Here is a 19,319-nt window from a genome sequence, read left to right on the forward strand (position 1 = left end):
GGAGGCCCAGATGCGCGACCGACACGACCCCTACAACCACAACCCCGCCAGCGCGGAGTGGGCCAAGTCCCCCTTCTCGGCTGACGACAACGGCAGCTGTGTGCTTGTCGCCCGTTTCGACAACGGCGATGTGTGGGTCGGCGACGACAAGAACCCCAACCGCCCACACCTCGCCTTCGACCAAGCCGAATGGACCGCCTTCGTCCAGGCCATCGAAGCCCGCGACCCCCGCTTCACCGCCTGACCCCCGCTTCCGGCCACGCGGCATGACCGCGTGGCCGGAACGTCAGCGGCTCCCCATCCCCAGCCACGCCGCCAACGCCGCCCAGAGACCCCGGCGTTCGGACGGCGCCGCCGCAACCTCCACCGCCGGCGCCTGCAACGCCGGCCCCTCCGGCGCGATGCCCTGGGCCCGGGCGGCCGCCAGCCATCCGGGGACGTCGGCGAGCAACTGGTCGTACAGCTTCTGGTCGGAGACCTTCCGGGGATCATGCCCCAGGTGGACGAAGCCCGCGTTGTCGATGGGGCGCATCTCCGGGACCGCGAGCCCGGTGAGCTTCCGCAGGAAGTCGAACTGCTTGCTGCCCGGGTCACCGAAGCCGATGAACTGCCAGAAGATCGGCAGTTTCGCCGCCTCGCACAGGCGAGCTTCCGCCGCCTTCTTGTTGATCGGCCCGCCGTCCGTCTGGAACAGGACGAGGGCCGGCACCGTGGCACCGCTCTCCCGGTAGTGCCGGACCACCTCGTCCATCGCCAGGTGGTAACTGGTCTTGCCCATGTGCCCGAGCTTCGCGACGATCCGGTCGATCCAGCCCGCGTGGTCCTCCAGCACGATCTCCGCCTCGGCGTCGACCTCGGTGGAGAAGAAGACGACCGGCACGCTCCCGTCGTCGTCCAGGTGGGCCGACAGCCCCAGGACCCGGTCCGCGAGCGCCTGGACGCTGCCGTCCTTGTAGTAGGGCCTCATCGAACCGGAGTAGTCGATCACCAGGTACACCGCCAGCCGCTGGCCTCCGAGCCCGCGCCGCTCCACCGAGGCGCCGGCCGTCTTGTAGAGGCTCACCAACGCCGGTGCGCTCTGCTCGACCTTGCTCAGACTGACGGCCATGGGTCGCTCCCTCACTCACTGCGGCAGCCGGGACTGCCGGGGCGCGTGATCGTCAACGCGCTCCGGACACTGTGCGTGACGAACGGGCCCGGCGACAAGCCCTGGCGCGTGCCGGTCCCTCACAGACCGTTGGGGTGGCTCGACAGCCACCCGGCGTGCCGCTCCTTCAGCCGGTCGCGCTCCTCTGTCGTGGCCAGGTAGACGTCCGCGCCGCCGTCGTACGGGTGGTACAGCCGCCGCATGCCGGTACCGGTGACGATCACCCCGCCCTCCCGTTCGTCGGCGACCCGGCGCAGCAGCCGGTCCAGGCTGCCCGGCCGCCACCGCCGCCGCTCCACGAAGACGTGGCAGAACGTTCGGAACGCCGGTTCGGGGTCGTCCTCCTGGAGCCAGGTCCGCCAGTGCCTCGCGTCCCGGTGCATCCGGGGGACGCTCGCCCGGCTCGTCCATCTCGGGATGAGCACGTACACCTCGGCACCGGCGAACAGCTCCTCCAGCACGGTGTTGTGACGCTCCAGGACGATCGCGTACTCGCGCTCGTCGTCGGGGTAGCGCTTGGATTCCGGCAGGCTGTGGAAGCGCACCCACACGTCGCGTGCCCGACTGCGGAGCTCGTACCCGACGGGCTCCGCGCCGGGCCACCGCCGTTCCCAGAGCGCCGTCAGCGCGTCCCGATCCATCCGGTTCCCCGTCCTCTCCTCCTCGTCGACCGGCGAGTCTGTCACATCCGCCCCACCAGTCCCGGCCTGGTGAAATCCCCTCGTCACGGCCGCCCGGCTCCCGTAGCGTGGTTCGGTCGATCTTGAGGGCGGAACAGGGCAGAACGGGGCACCACACCATGCAGCAGTACCAGGGCTGGGCCGACGACCACTTCGGCGCCGTCGCGGACGTCTTCGCCGCCAACTTCGCCGAGTTCCCCGAACTGGGCGCCGCCGTCACGGTGTTCGCGGGCGGCCGGAAAGTGGTCGAGCTGTGGGGCGGCACGGCCGACGAGCGCACCGGGCGGGCCTGGACGCAGGACACCGTGGTGCCGGTGTTCTCCTGTGCCAAGGGTCCGGTGAGCATCTGCGCGCACCTGCTCGCCGAGCAGGGCCGGCTGGACCTGGACGCGCCGGTGGCCCGCTACTGGCCGGAGTTCTCCCGGAACGGCAAGCAGGCCGTGACCACCCGGATGACCCTCGGCCACCGCGCCGGCCTCCCGGCCCTGGACGCGGTGCTCTCCTTCGAGGAGGTCGCCGCCTGGGATCCGGTGATCCGGGCGATCGAGGCGCAGCAGCCGCTCTGGGAGCCGGGCACCACCCACGAGTACCACGGCCATGTGTTCGGCTTCGCGGTCGGCGAGGTGATCCGCCGGATCACCGGCCTGACCCCGGGCGCGTTCCTGCGCAAGGAGATCGCCGAGCCGCTCGGCCTGCCGCTCTGGATCGGTCTGCCGGAGAGCGAACTGCCGCGCCTGGCCCGGCTGGTGGAGGCCGAGGGCCGCCGCCCGATGCCCGGGCCCGAGCACCTGCTCACCCGGATCGTCACCATGAACGGCGCCCTGGTCTTCCCCGGCCTGGACGTGCCGCACGGCTGGAACGACCCGGAGCTGCACGCGATCGAGCTGCCCGGCGCGGGCGCCGTCGCCTCGGCCACCGGCCTGGCGGGCCTGTACGCGGCGGCGGCCACCGGCCTGGGCGGCGCTCCCCGCCTGCTCTCCCACGACACCGTGACCGACGCGGTGCGCGAGGTCTCCTCCGGCGCCGGCTTCCTGGGCTTCGACCTGGGCGCCCGCTGGGGCTCCGGCCTGCTGCTCGACTCCCCCGCCTTCCGCCCGCTGCTCGGCGCGCGCAGCTTCGGCAACGACGGCGCCGGCGGCCAGTTCGCCTTCGGGGACGACGAGTTCGGCGTCGGCTTCGGCTACGTGGCCAACCGGATGATCGGCCACGGCGACGCCCGGGCGAACCGGCTGATCGAGGCGGTGCGCGGGTGCCTGGGCTGACGGGCTTCCTCCCCCTCGTCACCGGCCTGGCCACCACGGGCGGCCTCGGCGAGCTGCGCTACGGCGCCTCGCTGCCCGAACTCGCCGCCCACTACGGCGATCCGTGGGACGGCGGCGGCATCCACCGCGGCCACCGCTGGCCGCACGCCTTCGGCTGGGGCGACGTGCAGACGGTGTTCTGCCGCTGCCGCCGGCTCCACGCGCTCTCCCTGCCGGTCTGGCACGGCGAGCTCGACCTCCCGCAGCCGGGCGGCGGTTCGCTGACGCTCGACACCCGCGTCGCCGAGCCGGACCTGATGGCCGCGCTGGCCGCCACCGGCCACGGCTGGCGGACGGTGACGTACGAGAACCTCCCCGGCCAACGGAACCTGGAGTTCTCGCCCGCCGAGGAGGTCAGGGTCGAGCTGGTGCTCACCGACCGCGACGGCTACGACCAGCCGCCGCTCCCGGAGTGGGTGCTGCACAAGGCGGTGCTGTGGGGCTACGAGCACGTCGACTGCCCCGAGCCGGACGGCGGCGCGCCGGACGACGGCTGGGGCGCCTCCACGCGGTGACCCGTGGGCGTCACCCGCCTCAGCGCAGCGCGCGCGGCAGCACCACCCGCACCCACTCCTCCGGCTGCGACAGGTGCGGGGCGTGCCCGGCGCCCTCGTACAGGTGGCGTTCCGGCTTGGGCAGGGCGAGGTCGATCAGGTCCAGCACCTCGCCGAACATCGGCGCGCTGTCGTCGCTCTGGGTGAGCAGCGCGGGCTCGCCGAACCGGGAGAGCCCGGTGAGGTCGAGGTCGAGCGCGTCCGGGTCGCGCAGCTCGTCGAGGTAGGTGGGCGCGTTGCGGATGTAGCTGTGCCGCACCGGCGCGGGCAGCTGCTCCCAGGCGCCGGGGCCGAGGGCGAGGCTGTCCACGTACAGTTCGGCCGCCGCGGCGGACTCGGCCTGCTCCAGCAGCTCCCGGACGGCGGCGATCCGGTCGGCGAAGCCGGTGCCGATCGGCCGCAGGTCCGGGTCGGCGAGCAGGATGCCGGTGCCCGGCGGCTCGTGCACGGCGATCCCCCGCAGCAGGTCGGGCCTGGCGGCGGCGAGCCTGAGGGCGACCAGCGCGCCGTAGGAATCGCCGTAGACGAAGGCGGGGGCGAGGCCCAGCGCGTGGAGCAGCCCGGCCAGGTCGGCCGCGTCCTCGTGCACCGAACCCTGGGTGAGCGGGTCCTCGCTGCGGCTGTGCCCCCGGCGGTCGTAGGCGACCACGGTGGTGGACTCGGCCAGGCCGGGCAGCACCCGCGCCCAGGAGTCCCCGTCGCTCCAGGAGCCGTGCACCAGCACGACCCCGGGGCCCTCGCCGTGGGCCTCGTAGTGCAGCCCCACCCCGTTCACCCTGATCTCCGCCATCACGAGCCTCCCGGTGTCGGCGGTGCTCCTCCACCAGCCTGACACAACCGCCCGGAAGGCTCAGGCCCACGGCCCGGAGCGGACACCCCGGGAACGGGCGCCCGCTCGGCGACCTCGGGCGCGGCCCCCGGTCAGCTCAGCCCCCGCACCGGCGGCTCGTCCCGCGTCCCGTCCTCGGCCACCACGGTGAAGCGTTCCGAGCCGGACAGCGAGAGGTCCACCGGGTAGAGCGAGGCGGTGCCGTTGACGTCCAGCACGGCGCTCCGCCGCCCGGTCGCCGCCTCCACCCTGGTCACCCGGCCCCTGGTCATCGCCCACACCGAGGCGCCGTCCACCACCAGGCCGGTCACCTGGTCGTCGAGCTCCGCCGTCCAGCGCTTGCCGCCGTCCGCGAGCGAGTACGCCAGCAGCCGGCCGGTGGCGGTCCTGCCGGGGTGCCTGCCGCCGCTGATGCCGACGTCGCCGGGCTTCTCCCCCGGCACGATGAACAGGTCCCCGACGACCACCCCGCCGAACAGCGGCCTGGCGCTGAACTCGTCGAAGGCGTGCAGCCCGCCCAGCATCACGTCCAGGTCGTACTCGTCCCCGGCGACCGGTATCGCCGCCCGCTGCCGGCCGGACCGGTCGTAGCCGAGCACCGCGTGGGTGCCGCGCTCGGCCCCGTCGTCCACCCAGACGGCGAGCGGGTCGACCGACAGCACCGCGAGGTTGCGCAGCCCGCCCGCCACGGGCAGCGCGATCCGCTCCCGCTCCCGTCCGTCCGCCGGTGCCAGCGAGCGCAGCACGGGCGCCGCGTCGCCGCACCGCGCGACCGTCACGGCGTCCCCGGCGCCGCCCGCGACCTGCAACGGCGTGCAGCCGGGGTCGGGCGTACTGCGCCAGACGTCCCGGCCGTCCGCGAGCCGTACGGCGCGCCAGCCGCTCCGCTCCTGGAGCAGGGCCTGCGGGCCTGCCACGGCGACCACGTCGGGCGTCGCGTCGTCCCCGTCCCTGGCGGGTGCGTCCACGGTGGCGGTCCAGCCCTCCCGGCCGTCGGCGAGGTCGAGCGCCGTCACGGCCGAGCACGGCCGGTCGTGCGGCGAGTGGCCGATCAGCCCGACGGCGCCGGCCCGGGCCTGGTCCCCTGGACCGGTCCCGCGGCTCATCGCGCACACCGAGTCCTCCCCGGGCGGGGTCCAGCTCCAGGCGACGGCCCCGGTGGCACCGCGGTACGCCACCACCAGGTCCGGGCGGACCCGCACCACCAGGTCCCCGCTGGCCCAACTGCCCACCGCGCGGATCGTGGACGGCCGGTCCGGCGGCACCTTCCAGGAGTCGTTGAGGCCGTCCCCGGCGAAGGCGACGAAGATCCCGAGCCCGAGCAGAGCGCCGACGGCGGCCGAGGGGAACCCGGCCCTGGGGTGGATCAGCGCCCAGACGAAGCCCGCGCTGCAGGGCATCAGCCCGAGGATGCTGATGATCCCCATGTAGGCCAGGCTGTCGCCGCCGAACCCGTTCGCCGGGCCGAACAGCACCGCCAGCCCCATGCTCGCGAACATCGCCCCGAGCACGCCGCCGGAGACCACCAGCCAGGTCTCCCTGCCCCAGGCGACGCCGGCGCCCCACCTCGCCCTGACGACCCTGTCCGCGGGCCAAACGGCCATGCCGGTCTCTCCCCTGCGACGCGCCGCCCACCGCGCGGGGCGACGATCACCGGATCGTCGCAGAGCCGGTCATGATCCGGAACAAAGAGCAGGGAAAACCCCGGCCATGCCCCGTACATACCAGGCCGCGGACGGCGGGATCGCCGGAAGTCCCGGCCCGGCGCCTTCACCCGTCGGGCCCGGCGCCGTCACCCGTCCGCGCTACCCCGTCAGCCGGCTGCCCCGCCTTGTCACCCGTCACCCGTCACCCGTCACCCGTCACCCGTCCGGAAACCGATTGCCCGCCCTCCGGTCACTGGCTAGCGTGGCCCGACATGACCGCGACTCCCGACACCCCCGACTGGCTCACCGCCAACCGCGCGAACTGGGACGAGCGCGTCCCCGTCCACACCGCCGGAGCCTTCTACGACCTGCCCGGCTTCGTGGCGGGCCGCGACACCCTCCAGGGCTACGAGCCCGCCGAGGTCGGCGACGTCACCGGCCGCACGCTGCTCCACCTCCAGTGCCACATCGGGCTCGACACCCTCTCCTGGGCCCGCCGCGGCGCCGTCGTCACCGGGCTCGACTTCTCCGCCCCGGCCGTCGCGGCGGCCGCCGACCTCGCCGCCCGGATCGGCGCCGCCGACGCCCGGTTCGTCACCTCCGACGTCCACGACGCCGCCGAGGCGCTCGACGGCCGGACGTACGACATCGTCTACACCGGCTTCGGCGCCCTCTGCTGGCTCCCCGACCTCACCCGCTGGGCCCGTACGGTCGCCTCGCTCCTCACCCCCGGCGGCTTCCTCTACCTCGCCGAGCACCACCCGGTGGCCGACGTGCTCGCCGACGACGGGCGCACCTTCGAGGAGGACTACTTCGAGCGCACGCCGATCGTCGTCGACTTCCCCGGCACCTACGCCGACCCGGACGCCCGGCTCGACTCCACCGTCACCGTCCAGTGGCAGCACGGCCTCGGGGAGGTCGTCACCGCCCTGGCCGACGCCGGACTCCGCCTGGACTTCCTCCACGAGCACGACCACGCCCACTACCGCGTGCCGGCCGGCTCCCCCGCCCCGCAGTCCTACTCCCTCCGGGCCACCCGGCCCCGGTGACGCCCAGGGGCACATATTGGCCCCTTGACGCCTCGTGTGAGGCAGGTCACCGGAACCGGGCGGCCGCGGCGGACAAGGCACTTCGTGGACTACACATTGCACGCCCGGATACGCGCGGGGGACCCCGAGGCGTTCAGGGAACTCTTCCGCGACCATGCCCCCCTGGTCCATCGGCACGCCGTCCGCGTGAGCGGTGACCGGGACCTCGCCGAGGACGTCGTCTCACTGACCTTCCTGGAGGCCTGGCGGCTGCGCGGCCGACTCCTCGACCACGAGGCCGGCCCGCGCCCGTGGCTCATGGGCATCGCCGTCAACGTGCTGCGCAACACCCGCCGTGCCGCACGCCGCCACCACGCGGCCCTCGGACGCCTGCCCGCCCGCGACACCGTCCCGGACTTCGCCGACGAACTCGTCGGGCGGATGGCCGACGCCGACCAGCTCGCCGCCGCCCAGCGGGCGCTGAAGCAACTGCGCCGCTCCGAGCGCGAGGTGTTCACCCTGTGCGTCTGGTCCGGACTGGGGTACGCCGAGGCCGCCGCCGCGCTCGGGATCCCGGTCGGCACCGTGCGTTCGCGCCTCTCACGCGCCCGCACCCGACTGCGCAAACTCGCCGGACAGGAACTGAAGAAGAACCGGGAACCGCTTCCGCGTCCCGGACAAGTACAGGGCGGCCGCACCTGCGCGGCCCGGTCGTACGAGTCGCACGAGGAGACGTACGGATGACCCGCAAGTTCTGGAAGCGGACCGAGCCCCTGGACCCCACGGAGCCGGAGTCCACGGAGCCGGACCACGCGGACCTCGCCCGGCTGCTGCCGGCCCCGTCGATCCCCCCGATGCCGCTCGACCGTCAGCTGCTGTTCGAGGAGCACCTGTTGAACGAGATCCGCACTCCCGCACCCCCGACCGCGAAGCGGCCGGCTCGGCGCGCCCTGCTGATCGCCCTCCCGGTCACCGCCGCCGCGCTCACCGCCGTCGTCGCCGTCAACGCGCTGACCGGCGGCGCACCGCGGACGGGGTCGGCTTCCGTGGAGGCGCCCGTCGTGCCGATCGAGGAGGGCAGCGCCCTCCAGCTCGTCTCGACCGTCCAGCAGATCGCCGCCGCCGTGAGCAAGCAGCGGACTCCGGAGCCCAAGCCCGGCCAGTACATCTACGTCAGGAGCGAGGTCTCCTACCTGTCCTACTCGCACAACGCCGACAACGACGAGTCCAGGACGTGGGTGCAGCCGCTGCACCAGCGCGAGATCTGGAAGTCCCCCGACGCGCGCGGCGGCTGGGTCGACGAGCCCGGCCAGCTGCCCGAGGGCGGCCTCGGCCTCGGCAAGGACAACCCCCACTCCAAGCCGGTGAACGGCAAGGACATCCCCGGCGAGGCCCCCACCCTGTCGTACGACTGGCTCAAGGCCCAGCCGACCGACCCGGAACCGCTGCTGAAGGCGATCTACGCGACCACCGGCGGCCCGCGTGACCGGGACCAGCAGGCGTTCGAGACGATCAAGGCGGTCGTCAACGAGCAGCTCGTACCGGCCCCGAACGCCGCCGCGCTCTACCGGGCCGCCGCGGACATCCCCGGGGTGGTCGTCGTCCAGAACTCCCAGGACGCCGCCGGCCGCACCGGCCTCGCCCTGGCCCGCCTGGACGAGAAGACCGGCGAACGCATCGAGCTCGTCTTCGACCGCACGACCTTCGCCTACCTGGGCAGTCGCGGCGTCCAGGTCAAGCAGGTGAACAACGTCAAGCCCGGGACGGTCACCGAGCGCACCGCCGTCCTGGAGCGGACCGTCGTCGACACCCTGAAGCAGCGGCCCGCTCCCGGCGGGGCCGCCTGACCGGAGCTTCGGCCCGGGTCGGCAGGTGACTGCCGACCCGGGCGCGCCCGGACGGCGCCCGGCCGGGAACCCCCTCAGCCGAGGCCCGGCTCGCCGCCCGGCACCCAGTTCCCGTGCAGGCCGAGCGGCACCCGCACCGGCAGGTGGATGCGGGCCACCGGCTCGCCGGTGAAGTCCTCGGCGGCGAGGATCACCAGGTCCGTCGCACCCCGGGCCGGGTCGAGGACGTACGCCATCAGATAGCCGTCGTCCTCCGCCGCCGGCGACTCGGCGGCGACGAACACCCCCTCGCCCACCGCCCCGTAGCGCCCGAACTCGTGGGCCTCGACGGTCCCCCGACGCAGGTCGTGCTTGAGCAGGGCGTTGCTGAAGCCCTCGTCCGGGCGGTCGTCCCCGGGGCCGGCCGGCGACGCGTAGAGCTCGACGGCGGCGGCGTAGCCGTAGCGGTACGGGCGGCCGGTGTGGCGCGCGTTGAGGCGCGGGAACTCCTGCACCCGGTCGTCCAGCCGCTCCTCCCGCACCGTCCCCGCCGCCAGGTCGACCGTCCAGCGGTCGAGCGTGGGCCGGCTCGCGCCGATGTCGCGCAGGTCCATCCCCGGCGGGTGCCGCACGACGTCGACCACCAGCGAATCCGCCGTCCGCTCGTACGCGTTGAGGGTGTGCCCGACCAGGTGCGGCGACAGCTCGAACCACCGCACCGCACCGCCCTCGCGCGGCATCACCCCGAGCCGGGCGGCGCGCCGCTCGTCCCAGGTGAAGGGCACGCCGGTGGCCAGGTGCGCCGCGCTGAACACCACCGGCGTGTCGTACAGCAGCACGAACCGCTCGGTGAGCGCGAAGTCGTGCATGTACGGGTTCCCCGGCACCTCGATCAGCGTGCTGCGCCGGACGGTGCCGCCGGCGTCCATCACGATGTGCTGCACCTGCTCCGAGCCGTAGCGGAAGGCCAGCGAGTGCAGTTCCCCGGTGTGCGGGTCGAGGATCGAGTGGGCGTTGGCGCTGTACCCCTCCGGCGTGGCGCCCAGCTCGCACGGGCCCACCGTGTCCAGCTCGTAGGTGAGTTCGTACGGGCGGATGCCGCCCTCGATCAGGGCGTAGGTGCGCCCGGCGAGGCCGGCGACCTGCACGTTGGGCGAGATGTCCAGCCGCTCGTCGACGGGCGTGCCGCGCCGGGGCTCGCCGAGCCGGTCGGCGACCGTGCCGGAGCGCACCCAGCGGTTGCGGTACCACTCGGCGCGACCGTCCCGTAACCGGACGCCGTGCACCATGCCCGCGCCGAGCGTCCACAGGTGCGCGGCCGGGTCCTCGATGCCCAGCGGATTGGGGCCGTTGCGCAGGTAGCGGCCGTCGAGGTGGGCCGGGATCCGGCCGGTGACGGGCAGGTCGTGGGCGGTGACCTCCTCGGCCACCGGGGCGAAGTTCCCGGACAGGTAGCGGTTGCGGCTGGTGATGGTCCTGCTCGTGCTGTTCCTGCTCACGGTGCTCCCACTCATGGCGTCTCTCCTCATGGTGTCGCCGTCTCGTCAGGTGTCGGGGCGCCGGCGCCGAACGCCCGCCCCAGCGCGGCCATCAGCTCCTCGTAGCGCGCGCCCGCCTCGGCCGGGGCGAAGTGGCCGGCCAGCTCCAGGCTCACCGCGCCGTGGGTGGCCGCCCAGAACAGCTTGGACACCTCGTGGGCGTCGCCGGGCCGGAAGACCCCGGCCGCCATGCAGGCGTCCACGGCGGCCACCGAGGCGCCGAACGCCCCGTCCGCCACGGCCAGGGCCTCGGCGCCGGGACGGAATCCGGGCACCGGCTGCTCGAACATCACCCGGTAGTAGGCGGGTTCGGCGAGCGCCCGCTCCCGGTAGGCCCGGCCGAGCGCGGTCAGGTACGCCAACGGCCCTTCTCCGCGCGGCACTTCGTCCTGCGCCCGGCGCAGCCGCGCGAAGCCCTCGCGGTACAGCGCGTCGAGCAACCCCTCCTTCCCTCCGAACATCGTGTACAGCACCTTGGTCGAGGAGCCGATCTCGGCGGCGATCCGGCGCACGGTCAGCCCGGCGGGGCCTTCGGTGACGAGGAGCGCGATGGCGCGGTCGAGGATCACGGCGCGCACGGCGTCCTGGCCGGCCCGCTGCGCGTCCTGGTAGGGCGTGCTCATGGGTAACAATGTAACCGATGGAAAACAGTGTTACCACCCCTGTCTGCGGATCGCCGCCCGAAGCCCTGCGGCTCGTACACACCCCCTGCTCGGAGCAGGAAGTCGGCCCGTCCGACTTTCCACTCCGGCCTCCACCCCTTCCGCACACTGGCGCGCCCCACGAACGAGGGACCTGACGCATCCCTCCCGGCACCGCAACACCAGTTCACCGCAGGAAAGTTGGCGTCACGTCAAGGCGAGTCCAGCCCGTCGGCCGCGGAATTCCCGGCCCGCGCTGAGCCGACCGAGTGAGCCTCCGCCACGGGCAGTGCGCGCACCACCGGTCCGCTCGTTCTGCTGTACATGCCTCCCTCGCTCTCCACGCCGCCCCCGTTGCCCGCGCACAGCACCGCGAGGAGGTTCCCGTGGCCGTGATCGGCCGTGCCACGGCCACCGTGGTGGCCCTGGGCATCCTGCTCGTCCCGGCGGCGGTCACCGCGGGCACCGACCTGGCGCCCGAGGTCGGCTCGGGCTGGTGGGAGGTGTCGGCCAACGCCGCCAACGTCCGGGTCGACCACTTCGGCGAGGAGCCCGTCATCGGATTAGCCAGTTCGGGTGACCGGGTCGAGGTCGTGGACACCTGGACCTCACCGCTCGGCGCCCGCTGGGCGAAGGTCATGGTGGTGCGCAACCGGGTCTCCGGATGGGTCCTGTGGTCCCTGCTCGCGCACCGCGACCCGTCATCGGAACCGTAGAATCCGTCTGTACGAATCAGGAGGGATATCGCGTGTTCCGAGCGCAGCGTCCGCGCACCGCAGAGCTGACCCCGTGGCAGGGCGAGGGGCCGGTCAACGGCGTCGCCCTGCTGTTGCCGGGCGGATTCATCCGCAGCCGGCGCGCACCGATGAAGGTCGCCGAGCTGGGCCTGCGGGACCTGGCCACCGAACTCGCCGACCGCGGCCGGCCGCACGGCCTCGCGGTGCACCTGCTGCGCTACCGCCACGGCGGCTGGAACGGCGCCGACGCCGACACCGCGGTCGACACCCGCTGGGCGCTCGACGAGCTCGCCCGGCGGTACCCGGGCACACCGGTCGTCCTGATCGGCAACTCGCTGGGCGGGCGCGCCGCGTTCTGGTGCGCCGGGCACCCGTCCGTGGTCGGCGTGGCCGGGATCGCCCCCTGGCTGCCCAGCGGCGACCCGGTGGACCAGCTGGCCGGGCGGCGGGTCCTGATCGTCCACGGCACCGGCGACCACAGCTCGGCCAACGCCGCCCAGTCCCTGGAGTACGCGCTGCGCGCCCGGCAGGTCGTCCCCGGCCTCGCGCGCTACGAGGCCCCGGGCGCCAACCACTACCTGCTCCGCGAGTCCCGCGACATCAGCGCGCTGACCACCGGCTTCACCCTCGCCACCCTGGGCGCCGAGCCCGCCCCGCTGACGGCGGGGGCGGTCTGCACCCGGCTCCCGGCCCGGGCGTAGCCGCTCCCCTCCCCCTGCCGCACCTCGCGCCGCACACCCCGTGCCCCGCACCCCGGGCCTCCCCTGCCGATCGGCAGGGGAGGCCCGGCTGCTTTCCCGCAGGAATCCTGCCGATCGGCACATGCGCGAACGGGCCCTCAGCGATCAATCTTGGAGTCACCGCGAGGGCGGCCACCCGGGCCGCCGCAGAAGGGATCCTCCACCGTGTTCCGTGAGCGCGCCCTCCACCTCCACTTCCACGAAGCGGAACTGAATGATCGTCAGTTTCGTCCTCTCCGGGGCGGGTCACTCCGACCCGCGCCCACCCCACCGGACCTGACCTGACCTGACCGGAGAAACACATGCCCCTCGTCAAGCCCGCCGCCAAGCCCGCCGCCCTCGCGCTCGGCCTCGCCACCCTGTTCCTCGCGGCCGCGCCCGCCACACCCGCCCTCGCGGCCGCACCCACCCTCGCCACAGCCCAGGCACCGTCCACCGGTCCCGACCCGGCCGTCCTCGACGCCGCGATCGCCGCCCGGCCGGGCGATCCGATGGCCGGCGTGGTCGCCCGGGTGACGGTGGACGGCCGGGCCTGGCGCGGCAGCGGCAGCGATCCGGTGAGCGGGCGGCCGGTGGCACCGAACGCCGCGTTCCGGATCGGCAGCATCAACAAGGCCTTCGTCGCCACCGTGTTACTGCAACTCGCCGCCGAGCGGCGGATCTCCCTGGACGGCACCGTCCAGCAGTACCTGCCGGGCACACTGCCCGCGGACTTCACCCTGCCGATCACCATCCGTCAACTCCTCGACCACACCAGCGGGCTGCCGCAGGCCGTCGAGGGCCCGGGGGCCCACGACGCCGACGGGGTGATCGCGCGCCGGTGGGGCCTGGAGACGCTCGACCAGGTCGTCCAGAGGACGCTCCACCCCGAGGACGGGCACGAGGTCACCCGAGCCTTCGACCCCGGCACCGAACAGGAGTACAACAACTTCAACTACCGGCTGGCGGGCCGGATCATCGAGCAGGTGACCGGGCACACGTTCAGGGCGGAGGTGACGGCCCGCGTCCTGAAGCCCCTCGGCCTGCGGCACACCGAGGTGCCCGAGGGCAGGCCCACGATGCCCGAACCGCACCTGACCGGGTACTTCGCCGACAACGCCGGCACCCCGACCGACGTGTCCGAGCAGGGCGGCAACTCGGAGTCGATGGTCTCCACTCCGGCCGACCTCGACCGCTTCCTGCGCGCCCTGCTGGGCGGCGAACTCCTGCCGCCCCAGCAGATGCACGACCTGCTCACACTGCCGCGCGACGCCTCCGGCCGGCTGCTCCCCATGCGCACCGAGGGTGAGTGCCGGTTCGGCCCGGACAAGGGACGGGCCTGCTACAGCGCCGGGCTCATGGCGCTCCCCCTACAGGACGGCACGGTGCTCTGGGGCAAGACCGGGCATGACCTCGGGTACTCAGACGCCTTCTTCGCCAGCCTGGACCTGCGCAAGCGCCTGGTCTACTCCGTCGGCACCCACGACAGCGCCCCGGCACCGGCGCTCCGCATCGCCGCCGCGACCTTCGGGCCCTTCGCCAGCTGACCCCGACCGCACCGGCCCAGCCCACGACCGACTGACCGACCAGCCCACTGACCGACTGACACTCGGCCGCCGTCTCACAAGGAGTCCGGATGATCGCCATCCCCGACGGGCTCGTCCGCACCACCGTCGACCGCGAGGGAGCCCCCGGCGCGGCCTGGATCGCCGAACTCCCCGGCCTCGCCGCCGAACTGCTGGAACACTGGGGCTGCGTGCCGGACGGCGTGGCCACCCACGGCGGCGTCGGTCTGGTCCTCCCGGTCCGGCCGGGCACGGGGCATCCAGCGGGCCGGACAGCGGGGCGGACGGCCGTACTGAAGGTCTCGTTCCCCCACCCCGGCAACGTCCACGAGCCGGACGCCTTCGCGGTGTGGGCGGGCCGGGGCGCCGTCCGGCTGTACGAACGGGACGTCGAGCGCTTCGCGATGCTGCTGGAACGCGTGAGCCCGGCCACGCTCGCCGAAGTCCGGGACAGCGACGAGGTGGTGACGGTCGCCGGGCGGCTCAGCCGTCGGCTCGCCGTCCCGGCACCGCCCCGTCCGCCCGGTTGCCCACCCGGTCTGCCCCGGCTGAGCGACCGGGCCCCGGACTGGGAGACCCGCCTGCGCGCCGACGCGGCCTCGCTGCCCCACGCCCTGCCGGCCCGCACCGTGGCGGCCGCCCTGGCGACCGTCCGCGACCTCGCCCGCGCCCAGCCTGACCTGCTCGTCCACGGCGACCTCCACGCCCGCAACATCCTGCGCGCGGAGCGCGAACCCTGGCTGGCCGTGGACCCCAAGGGGTACCTGGGAGATCCGGCCTACGACGGCGGCACCCTGCTCACGGCCCACGCGCTCACCCTGCTCGACGCCGCGGACGTGCGCCGCGCGATCCTCCGCGCACTCGACGCCTTCGCCGAGGCCGCCGAGCTGGACCGCGAACGCACCCGCCGCTGGGCCCAGCTCCACGCCGTCCAGGCCGCCTTCCGGGGTCGTCGGCACGGCTTCCGGCGCGCCCGCAGCGGCCCCGAACGCGACCGGCTCACCCGGTACGCGGACCAGCTCGCCGAAGTCCTCACCTCCGGCTGAAAGGACTCCCGCAGTCGCCGACGCACATCAGCCCGGACCTCCGGTCCCCACCGGCCGACCGCCCCGCCTGCAAGGAGGCGGACCCTCCTCAGGCTGCCACGCCCCGCCGAAATCGTGTTGGCGGTCGGCGGCCCGCACTGCCTATGGTCGGGGGATGACCACCACCCGAACCTTCCGCATCATGGTGCGCGGCGTCTTCGACGGCCTCACCGACGAACAGCGCGCCGAACTGCTCGCCGCCGCCCCCGAGCACGACGTGCTGCACGCCGCCTTCACCCGCGAGGGCCACCTCAGTTACGACCTGTCCGCGCGGGCCGCCTTCACCTTCCGCTTCCTCGACGGCGGCGAGGCCGAGGAGGACATCCTGGAGGCCACCGAGCGGGCCGAGCAGTCGGCCCGGAGCTGGCTGGCCGAACGGGGCTACGGCCACAAGAACCTCCGGTCCCAGGCCGAGGACCTCTCCCAGGCGCCGCTCGGCAAGCGGCAGCGCCGCGCCGCCAACGCCGCGCACTGACCCGACCCCCTCCCCCTTCGCCACCTCCTTGACGGTCTCCTCTTCGGATATGCTTGAGTAGTCAAGGAGGTGGCAAATGACAGAACAGGCGAAGCCCACACAGTCCACGACGGGCCCGAGCCCCGACCCGCTGGACACCGCCCTGCGACTGGTCCGCGCCCAGACGGCCGTGGTCAGGCGCTTCGACGCGAGCCTCAGCAGGCTGCACGGCGTCAGCCTGGCCGACTTCACCATGCTGCTCCACCTGTCCCAGGCCCCCGGCGGCCGGATGCGCCGGGTCGACCTCGCCGACGCCCTCGGGCTCACCGCCTCCGGCGTCACCCGCGGCCTCGCGCCGCTGGAGCGGATCGGCCTGGTCTCCCGCGAGGCCGCCGCCCGCGACGCCCGGGTCGCCTATGCCGCCCTCACCCCGACCGGCCGCGACCGGCTCGCCGAGATGCTGCACACCGCCCGCCAGGCCGCCGCCGACCACTTCGCGGCCGAGCGATGGAGCGCCGAGGACCTCGGCCGGCTGTCCGCCCTGCTCACCCGCCTCGGCGGCACCGCCCCCGGCCAGCGGCTCGGCTGAGCCGCGCACCCCGCCACACCCACCGCCCGGCACCACGTCCTAGGCTGGCCACACGACCCGCACCACCCGCCCGACCCGCACCACTCGTACCACCCCACCCCCGCGAAGGGCAGCACCATGACCGACACCCCCGGTACCGGGCCCGGCCGGGAGCCCGCCCTCGCCGACGCCCAACGCACGCACTGGCAGCGGACCTACACCGCCAACCCCGGGATGTACGGCGAGCAGCCCTCCGCGCCCGCCGAGTACGCCGCCGGGGTGTTCACCGCCGCCGGGGCCGGGGACGTGCTGGAACTCGGCGCCGGCCACGGCCGCGACGCGCTGTTCTTCGCCCGTACCGGCTTCCGCGTCATGGCCGCCGACTTCAGTGCGACCGGCCTGGACCAGTTGCACGCCACCGCGGTGGAGCAGGGCCTGGCCGACCGGCTCTCGCCCCTCGCCCACGACGTCCGTGACCCGCTGCCCCTCCCCGACGCCTCCGTCGACGCGGTCTTCGCCCACATGCTGCTCTGCATGGCGCTCTCCACCGAGGAGATCACGGCGCTCGTCGCCGAGGTCCGCCGCGTCCTGCGCCCGGGCGGCACCTTCGTCTACACCGTCCGCCACACCGGCGACGCCCACTACGGCGCCGGCACCGGCCACGGGGACGACATCTGGGAGCACGGCGGCTTCGCCGTCCACTTCTTCCCCCGCGAGCTGGTGGACGCGCTCGCCGAGGGCTGGCGCCTGACCGACGTCCATCCCTTCGAGGAGGGCGGACTGCCCCGCCGCCTCTGGCGCATCACCCAGGAGACCCCCCGATGACCGCCCCCGAAGCCCCCCACACCACCGACACCGAGGCCCCCGCCCTCACCATCGACGGCACCGGCCTGCTCTGCGTCCAGCTCCTGCTCCGGCTGCGCGCCCGAATCGCGCACCTCCCGGCCGGCGCGGTGGTCCACATCCAGACCACCGACCCCGCCGCCCCGCTCGACCTGCCCGCCTGGTGCCACCTGACCGGCCACGAGTACCTCGGCCAGGTCCCGTACCAGGCCACCGACCGCGAGGTGTACGCCCTGCGCCTCACCTCCGCCCCGGTCCCGACCCGCCCGGACCGCCCCTGGCACCCGGCCCCCGACGCCGGCCAGCCGCAGCCCGACGCCGGCCGGGGGCAATCCGGCACCGCCTGACCACCCGTCGCCCGGGGCGCCCGTCACCCGAAGCGCCCCACGCCCTCGGCGGAAATCCCCGCGCGCCGGACTCCGGCGCCGGGACAGACTGCCCCCATGCCCACGGCCGCCACGACGCCCCCGCCCCCGACCCCGGCCGCCAACCACCTCCTCGGCCACCCGCCCGAGGCCCGCCTCCTGCTGCTCAACTGCGACGACCTCGGCCTGGACGAGTCCGTCAACCTCGCCGTGATCGACGCCGTCCGCAACGGCGTCGCCGCCTCGTGCAGCCTGATGACCCCGTGCGCCGCCGCCCCGCACGCGCTCCGGCTGCTGCGCCGGCACCCGGAGGTCCCCTTCGGCGTCCACCTCACCCTCGTCTGCGAGACCTCGGTGCGCGAGTCCCCGGACCGCCGCTGGGGCCCGCTCGCCGCCCGCGACCGGGTGCCCTCCCTCCTCGACGCCACCGGTGAGCTGTTCGCCCCCACTCCGGCCGGGCGCGCCGAACTGCTCGCCCGGGCCAGGATCGACCACGTCGAGCGTGAGTTCCGCGCCCAGATCGACGCGGTGGCGGCGGCCGGACTCGCCCCCACCCACCTCGACTTCCACTGCCTCGCCGACGGCGGCCGCGAGGACATCCTCGACCTCACCCTCGCCCTCGGCGCCGAGTACGGCCTGGCGGTCCGGGTCTGGCTGCCGCCCGCGCTGGCCCGGCTGCGCGAACGCGGCCTGCCGGTCGTGGACCACGGCTTCCTCGACAGCTTCGCCGTCCCCCTCGACGACAAGCCCGCCCACTACGCCCGGCTGCTCGCCGCCCTCCCACCGGGCCTCACCGAGTGGGCCCTGCACCCCGCCCTGCCCGGCCCGAGCCCTCGTGGCCCGGACCCCCGCGACCCGACCGCCCACGGCCCGGACGACGGCCGACGCGTCCGGGAGACCGACCACGAGTTCCTCGTCTCCCCCGAGGCACACCGGGCGCTCGCCGAGCACGACATCACCGTCCTCGGCTACCGCGCGCTCCAGGAGGCCTGGCAACGAGCCCGAGGACGGCTCACACCCGAGGCCCGCGGGACACCCGGTGTGCCACGATGAGGAGGCACGAACGACCCAGCGCCACAGGGAGGTTGACCGCCGTGGACCCGATCATCAGCTGCCGCTGGCAGGACCCGAACGGCGAGTGGGCCCTGACCGTCGGCCACAACGGCGACGGCTGGGAGCTGCTCGCCGCGGCCCCCGCCTGGTCGGAGTCGCTCCCCTTCGCCGACCCGGACGACGTCCGCCGGCTCGCCCAGGCCTTGCTGGACCTGCCCGCCGAACCCGAACCGTACGAGTTCGAATGGCAGCTCTCCCGCACCGAGCCCGCCCAGGCCAAGGGCGAACGGACCCACTTCGCGACCTTCGCCGTCGGACTCGACCCCACCGACGGCCACCGCCCGTACCTCGCCTACCAGTCCTACTACCACCTGGGCCAGGCGACCGGACTCGGCCTGGAGGTGATCTGCGAGGACCCGCCGGTCGACCACCTCCGCGCCCAGGCGCACGCCTTCCTCACCACCTTCCCCGGCCCCACCCACCGGTAGCCGCCCCCAGCTCCACAGCCCGCCGGCCGCGACACCACCGGCCCCGACACCACCAGCACCGACCACGAAACCGGCTCACGCCACGGCGCGCGCCGCCCCGGCATCCCCCGGCACCGCCCCCACGCACCACTGCCCGTACCGCTCCACCAGCGCCGCGACCACGGCCGCCGCCTCCGCCGACCCCGGCTCCACCCCCGCCGCTACGGCCGGCCCCGCCAACTCCCGGACGGCCACCGCCAGTCCGGGCCTCGG

22 protein-coding genes are annotated in these 19,319 nt (G+C 74.3%); 16 read left to right on the forward strand and 6 right to left on the reverse strand.

Going from position 1 to position 19,319, the window contains the following annotated elements; all coding sequences use genetic code 11:
• The first annotated feature begins 10 nt into the window (after window positions 1-10).
• A complete protein-coding gene (locus BU198_RS39615) occupies window positions 11-244 on the forward strand; it encodes a DUF397 domain-containing protein (protein ID WP_188301573.1) in 234 nt (77 codons plus the stop codon).
• Between the two features lie 42 nt (window positions 245-286).
• Here the strand turns inward: BU198_RS39615 and BU198_RS39620 are convergent, their stop codons facing one another.
• Window positions 287-1,108: a VWA domain-containing protein gene (locus BU198_RS39620; RefSeq protein WP_188301574.1), complete on the reverse strand. Its 822-nt coding sequence runs from the start codon at window positions 1,106-1,108 to the stop codon at window positions 287-289.
• Window positions 1,109-1,227: 119 nt separating this feature from the next.
• Complete coding sequence (locus BU198_RS39625; protein WP_223245560.1) at window positions 1,228-1,788, reverse strand: hypothetical protein; 561 nt, start codon at window positions 1,786-1,788, stop codon at window positions 1,228-1,230.
• 158 nt (window positions 1,789-1,946) lie between these two features.
• Here BU198_RS39625 and BU198_RS39630 point away from each other — a divergent pair, with 158 nt between their 5' ends.
• Together BU198_RS39630 and BU198_RS39635 are read left to right on the forward strand one after the other, a co-directional pair.
• The gene (locus tag BU198_RS39630) at window positions 1,947-3,089 is read left to right on the forward strand and encodes a serine hydrolase domain-containing protein (protein ID WP_188301575.1); all 1,143 of its coding nucleotides are present in this window, start codon (window positions 1,947-1,949) and stop codon (window positions 3,087-3,089) included.
• Window positions 3,077-3,643 (forward strand): hypothetical protein, encoded by a 567-nt coding sequence (locus BU198_RS39635; protein ID WP_188301576.1) that lies wholly within the window; start codon window positions 3,077-3,079, stop codon window positions 3,641-3,643. Before BU198_RS39630 ends, BU198_RS39635 begins: the two co-directional genes overlap by 13 nt.
• A 19-nt stretch (window positions 3,644-3,662) precedes the next feature.
• Here the strand turns inward: BU198_RS39635 and BU198_RS39640 are convergent, their stop codons facing one another.
• Complete coding sequence (locus BU198_RS39640) at window positions 3,663-4,472, reverse strand: alpha/beta fold hydrolase (protein ID WP_188301577.1); 810 nt, start codon at window positions 4,470-4,472, stop codon at window positions 3,663-3,665.
• A gap of 131 nt (window positions 4,473-4,603) precedes the next feature.
• Window positions 4,604-6,115, reverse strand: a complete 1,512-nt coding sequence (locus tag BU198_RS39645; RefSeq protein ID WP_188301578.1) for a PQQ-binding-like beta-propeller repeat protein — start codon at window positions 6,113-6,115, stop codon at window positions 4,604-4,606.
• Between the two features lie 314 nt (window positions 6,116-6,429).
• Between BU198_RS39645 and BU198_RS39650 the strand changes: the two genes are divergently transcribed.
• From BU198_RS39650 to BU198_RS39660, 3 genes are all read left to right on the forward strand, one after another.
• Complete coding sequence (locus BU198_RS39650; protein ID WP_188301579.1) at window positions 6,430-7,206, forward strand: class I SAM-dependent methyltransferase; 777 nt, start codon at window positions 6,430-6,432, stop codon at window positions 7,204-7,206.
• 96 nt (window positions 7,207-7,302) lie between these two features.
• Window positions 7,303-7,929: an RNA polymerase sigma factor gene (locus tag BU198_RS39655; protein ID WP_223245564.1), complete on the forward strand. Its 627-nt coding sequence runs from the start codon at window positions 7,303-7,305 to the stop codon at window positions 7,927-7,929.
• The gene (locus BU198_RS39660; RefSeq protein ID WP_188301581.1) at window positions 7,926-9,032 is read left to right on the forward strand and encodes a CU044_5270 family protein; all 1,107 of its coding nucleotides are present in this window, start codon (window positions 7,926-7,928) and stop codon (window positions 9,030-9,032) included. Before BU198_RS39655 ends, BU198_RS39660 begins: the two co-directional genes overlap by 4 nt.
• 74 nt (window positions 9,033-9,106) lie before the next feature.
• Here the strand turns inward: BU198_RS39660 and BU198_RS39665 are convergent, their stop codons facing one another.
• Both BU198_RS39665 and BU198_RS39670 read right to left on the reverse strand, forming a co-directional pair.
• Window positions 9,107-10,525, reverse strand: coding sequence for a carotenoid oxygenase family protein (locus tag BU198_RS39665; protein WP_188301582.1), 1,419 nt, complete (start codon window positions 10,523-10,525; stop codon window positions 9,107-9,109).
• An 11-nt stretch (window positions 10,526-10,536) separates the two neighbouring features.
• On the reverse strand, window positions 10,537-11,172 hold the full coding sequence (locus tag BU198_RS39670) for a WHG domain-containing protein (protein ID WP_188301583.1): 636 nt from the start codon (window positions 11,170-11,172) through the stop codon (window positions 10,537-10,539).
• A gap of 404 nt (window positions 11,173-11,576) precedes the next feature.
• On the opposite strand from BU198_RS39670, the gene BU198_RS39675 reads away from it, so the two are divergent.
• From BU198_RS39675 to BU198_RS39720, 10 genes are all read left to right on the forward strand, one after another.
• On the forward strand, window positions 11,577-11,906 hold the full coding sequence (locus BU198_RS39675; RefSeq protein ID WP_188301584.1) for a hypothetical protein: 330 nt from the start codon (window positions 11,577-11,579) through the stop codon (window positions 11,904-11,906).
• A gap of 32 nt (window positions 11,907-11,938) precedes the next feature.
• On the forward strand, window positions 11,939-12,628 hold the full coding sequence (locus BU198_RS39680; protein ID WP_188301585.1) for an alpha/beta hydrolase: 690 nt from the start codon (window positions 11,939-11,941) through the stop codon (window positions 12,626-12,628).
• A 341-nt stretch (window positions 12,629-12,969) separates the two neighbouring features.
• Entirely contained in the window at window positions 12,970-14,193 is a 1,224-nt protein-coding gene (locus BU198_RS39685) for a serine hydrolase domain-containing protein (RefSeq protein ID WP_188301586.1), read from the forward strand.
• An 89-nt stretch (window positions 14,194-14,282) separates the two neighbouring features.
• Window positions 14,283-15,257, forward strand: coding sequence for an aminoglycoside phosphotransferase family protein (locus tag BU198_RS39690; RefSeq protein WP_188301587.1), 975 nt, complete (start codon window positions 14,283-14,285; stop codon window positions 15,255-15,257).
• A 154-nt stretch (window positions 15,258-15,411) separates the two neighbouring features.
• Window positions 15,412-15,771 carry a DUF6204 family protein gene (locus BU198_RS39695; RefSeq protein ID WP_188301588.1) on the forward strand — a complete coding sequence of 120 codons (360 nt, stop codon included), beginning with the start codon at window positions 15,412-15,414 and terminating at the stop codon, window positions 15,769-15,771.
• Between the two features lie 76 nt (window positions 15,772-15,847).
• Window positions 15,848-16,339 carry a MarR family winged helix-turn-helix transcriptional regulator gene (locus BU198_RS39700; RefSeq protein WP_188301589.1) on the forward strand — a complete coding sequence of 164 codons (492 nt, stop codon included), beginning with the start codon at window positions 15,848-15,850 and terminating at the stop codon, window positions 16,337-16,339.
• Between the two features lie 117 nt (window positions 16,340-16,456).
• Window positions 16,457-17,143, forward strand: coding sequence for a class I SAM-dependent methyltransferase (locus BU198_RS39705; protein WP_188301590.1), 687 nt, complete (start codon window positions 16,457-16,459; stop codon window positions 17,141-17,143).
• A complete protein-coding gene (locus BU198_RS39710) occupies window positions 17,140-17,508 on the forward strand; it encodes a sulfurtransferase TusA family protein (protein ID WP_188301591.1) in 369 nt (122 codons plus the stop codon). Before BU198_RS39705 ends, BU198_RS39710 begins: the two co-directional genes overlap by 4 nt.
• Before the next feature lie 96 nt (window positions 17,509-17,604).
• Window positions 17,605-18,579 carry a polysaccharide deacetylase family protein gene (locus tag BU198_RS39715; protein ID WP_188301592.1) on the forward strand — a complete coding sequence of 325 codons (975 nt, stop codon included), beginning with the start codon at window positions 17,605-17,607 and terminating at the stop codon, window positions 18,577-18,579.
• 41 nt (window positions 18,580-18,620) lie between these two features.
• Window positions 18,621-19,067 (forward strand): hypothetical protein, encoded by a 447-nt coding sequence (locus BU198_RS39720; protein WP_188301593.1) that lies wholly within the window; start codon window positions 18,621-18,623, stop codon window positions 19,065-19,067.
• The last annotated feature ends 252 nt before the right edge of the window (window positions 19,068-19,319 follow it).

It is taken from the genome of Streptomyces sp. CBMA156 (genome assembly GCF_014596515.1).
Taxonomy (GTDB): domain Bacteria; phylum Actinomycetota; class Actinomycetes; order Streptomycetales; family Streptomycetaceae; genus Kitasatospora.

Coding starts and splice junctions, on each gene's coding strand:
- BU198_RS39615 (WP_188301573.1), top strand. CDS start 11: ATGCGCGACCGACACGACCCCTACAACCACAACCCCGCCAGCGCGGAG.
- BU198_RS39620 (WP_188301574.1), bottom strand. CDS start 1,108: ATGGCCGTCAGTCTGAGCAAGGTCGAGCAGAGCGCACCGGCGTTGGTG.
- BU198_RS39625 (WP_223245560.1), bottom strand. CDS start 1,788: ATGGATCGGGACGCGCTGACGGCGCTCTGGGAACGGCGGTGGCCCGGC.
- BU198_RS39630 (WP_188301575.1), top strand. CDS start 1,947: ATGCAGCAGTACCAGGGCTGGGCCGACGACCACTTCGGCGCCGTCGCG.
- BU198_RS39640 (WP_188301577.1), bottom strand. CDS start 4,472: ATGGCGGAGATCAGGGTGAACGGGGTGGGGCTGCACTACGAGGCCCAC.
- BU198_RS39645 (WP_188301578.1), bottom strand. CDS start 6,115: ATGGCCGTTTGGCCCGCGGACAGGGTCGTCAGGGCGAGGTGGGGCGCC.
- BU198_RS39650 (WP_188301579.1), top strand. CDS start 6,430: ATGACCGCGACTCCCGACACCCCCGACTGGCTCACCGCCAACCGCGCG.
- BU198_RS39660 (WP_188301581.1), top strand. CDS start 7,926: ATGACCCGCAAGTTCTGGAAGCGGACCGAGCCCCTGGACCCCACGGAG.
- BU198_RS39665 (WP_188301582.1), bottom strand. CDS start 10,525: ATGAGTGGGAGCACCGTGAGCAGGAACAGCACGAGCAGGACCATCACC.
- BU198_RS39670 (WP_188301583.1), bottom strand. CDS start 11,172: ATGAGCACGCCCTACCAGGACGCGCAGCGGGCCGGCCAGGACGCCGTG.
- BU198_RS39685 (WP_188301586.1), top strand. CDS start 12,970: ATGCCCCTCGTCAAGCCCGCCGCCAAGCCCGCCGCCCTCGCGCTCGGC.
- BU198_RS39690 (WP_188301587.1), top strand. CDS start 14,283: ATGATCGCCATCCCCGACGGGCTCGTCCGCACCACCGTCGACCGCGAG.
- BU198_RS39695 (WP_188301588.1), top strand. CDS start 15,412: ATGACCACCACCCGAACCTTCCGCATCATGGTGCGCGGCGTCTTCGAC.
- BU198_RS39700 (WP_188301589.1), top strand. CDS start 15,848: ATGACAGAACAGGCGAAGCCCACACAGTCCACGACGGGCCCGAGCCCC.
- BU198_RS39705 (WP_188301590.1), top strand. CDS start 16,457: ATGACCGACACCCCCGGTACCGGGCCCGGCCGGGAGCCCGCCCTCGCC.
- BU198_RS39710 (WP_188301591.1), top strand. CDS start 17,140: ATGACCGCCCCCGAAGCCCCCCACACCACCGACACCGAGGCCCCCGCC.
- BU198_RS39715 (WP_188301592.1), top strand. CDS start 17,605: ATGCCCACGGCCGCCACGACGCCCCCGCCCCCGACCCCGGCCGCCAAC.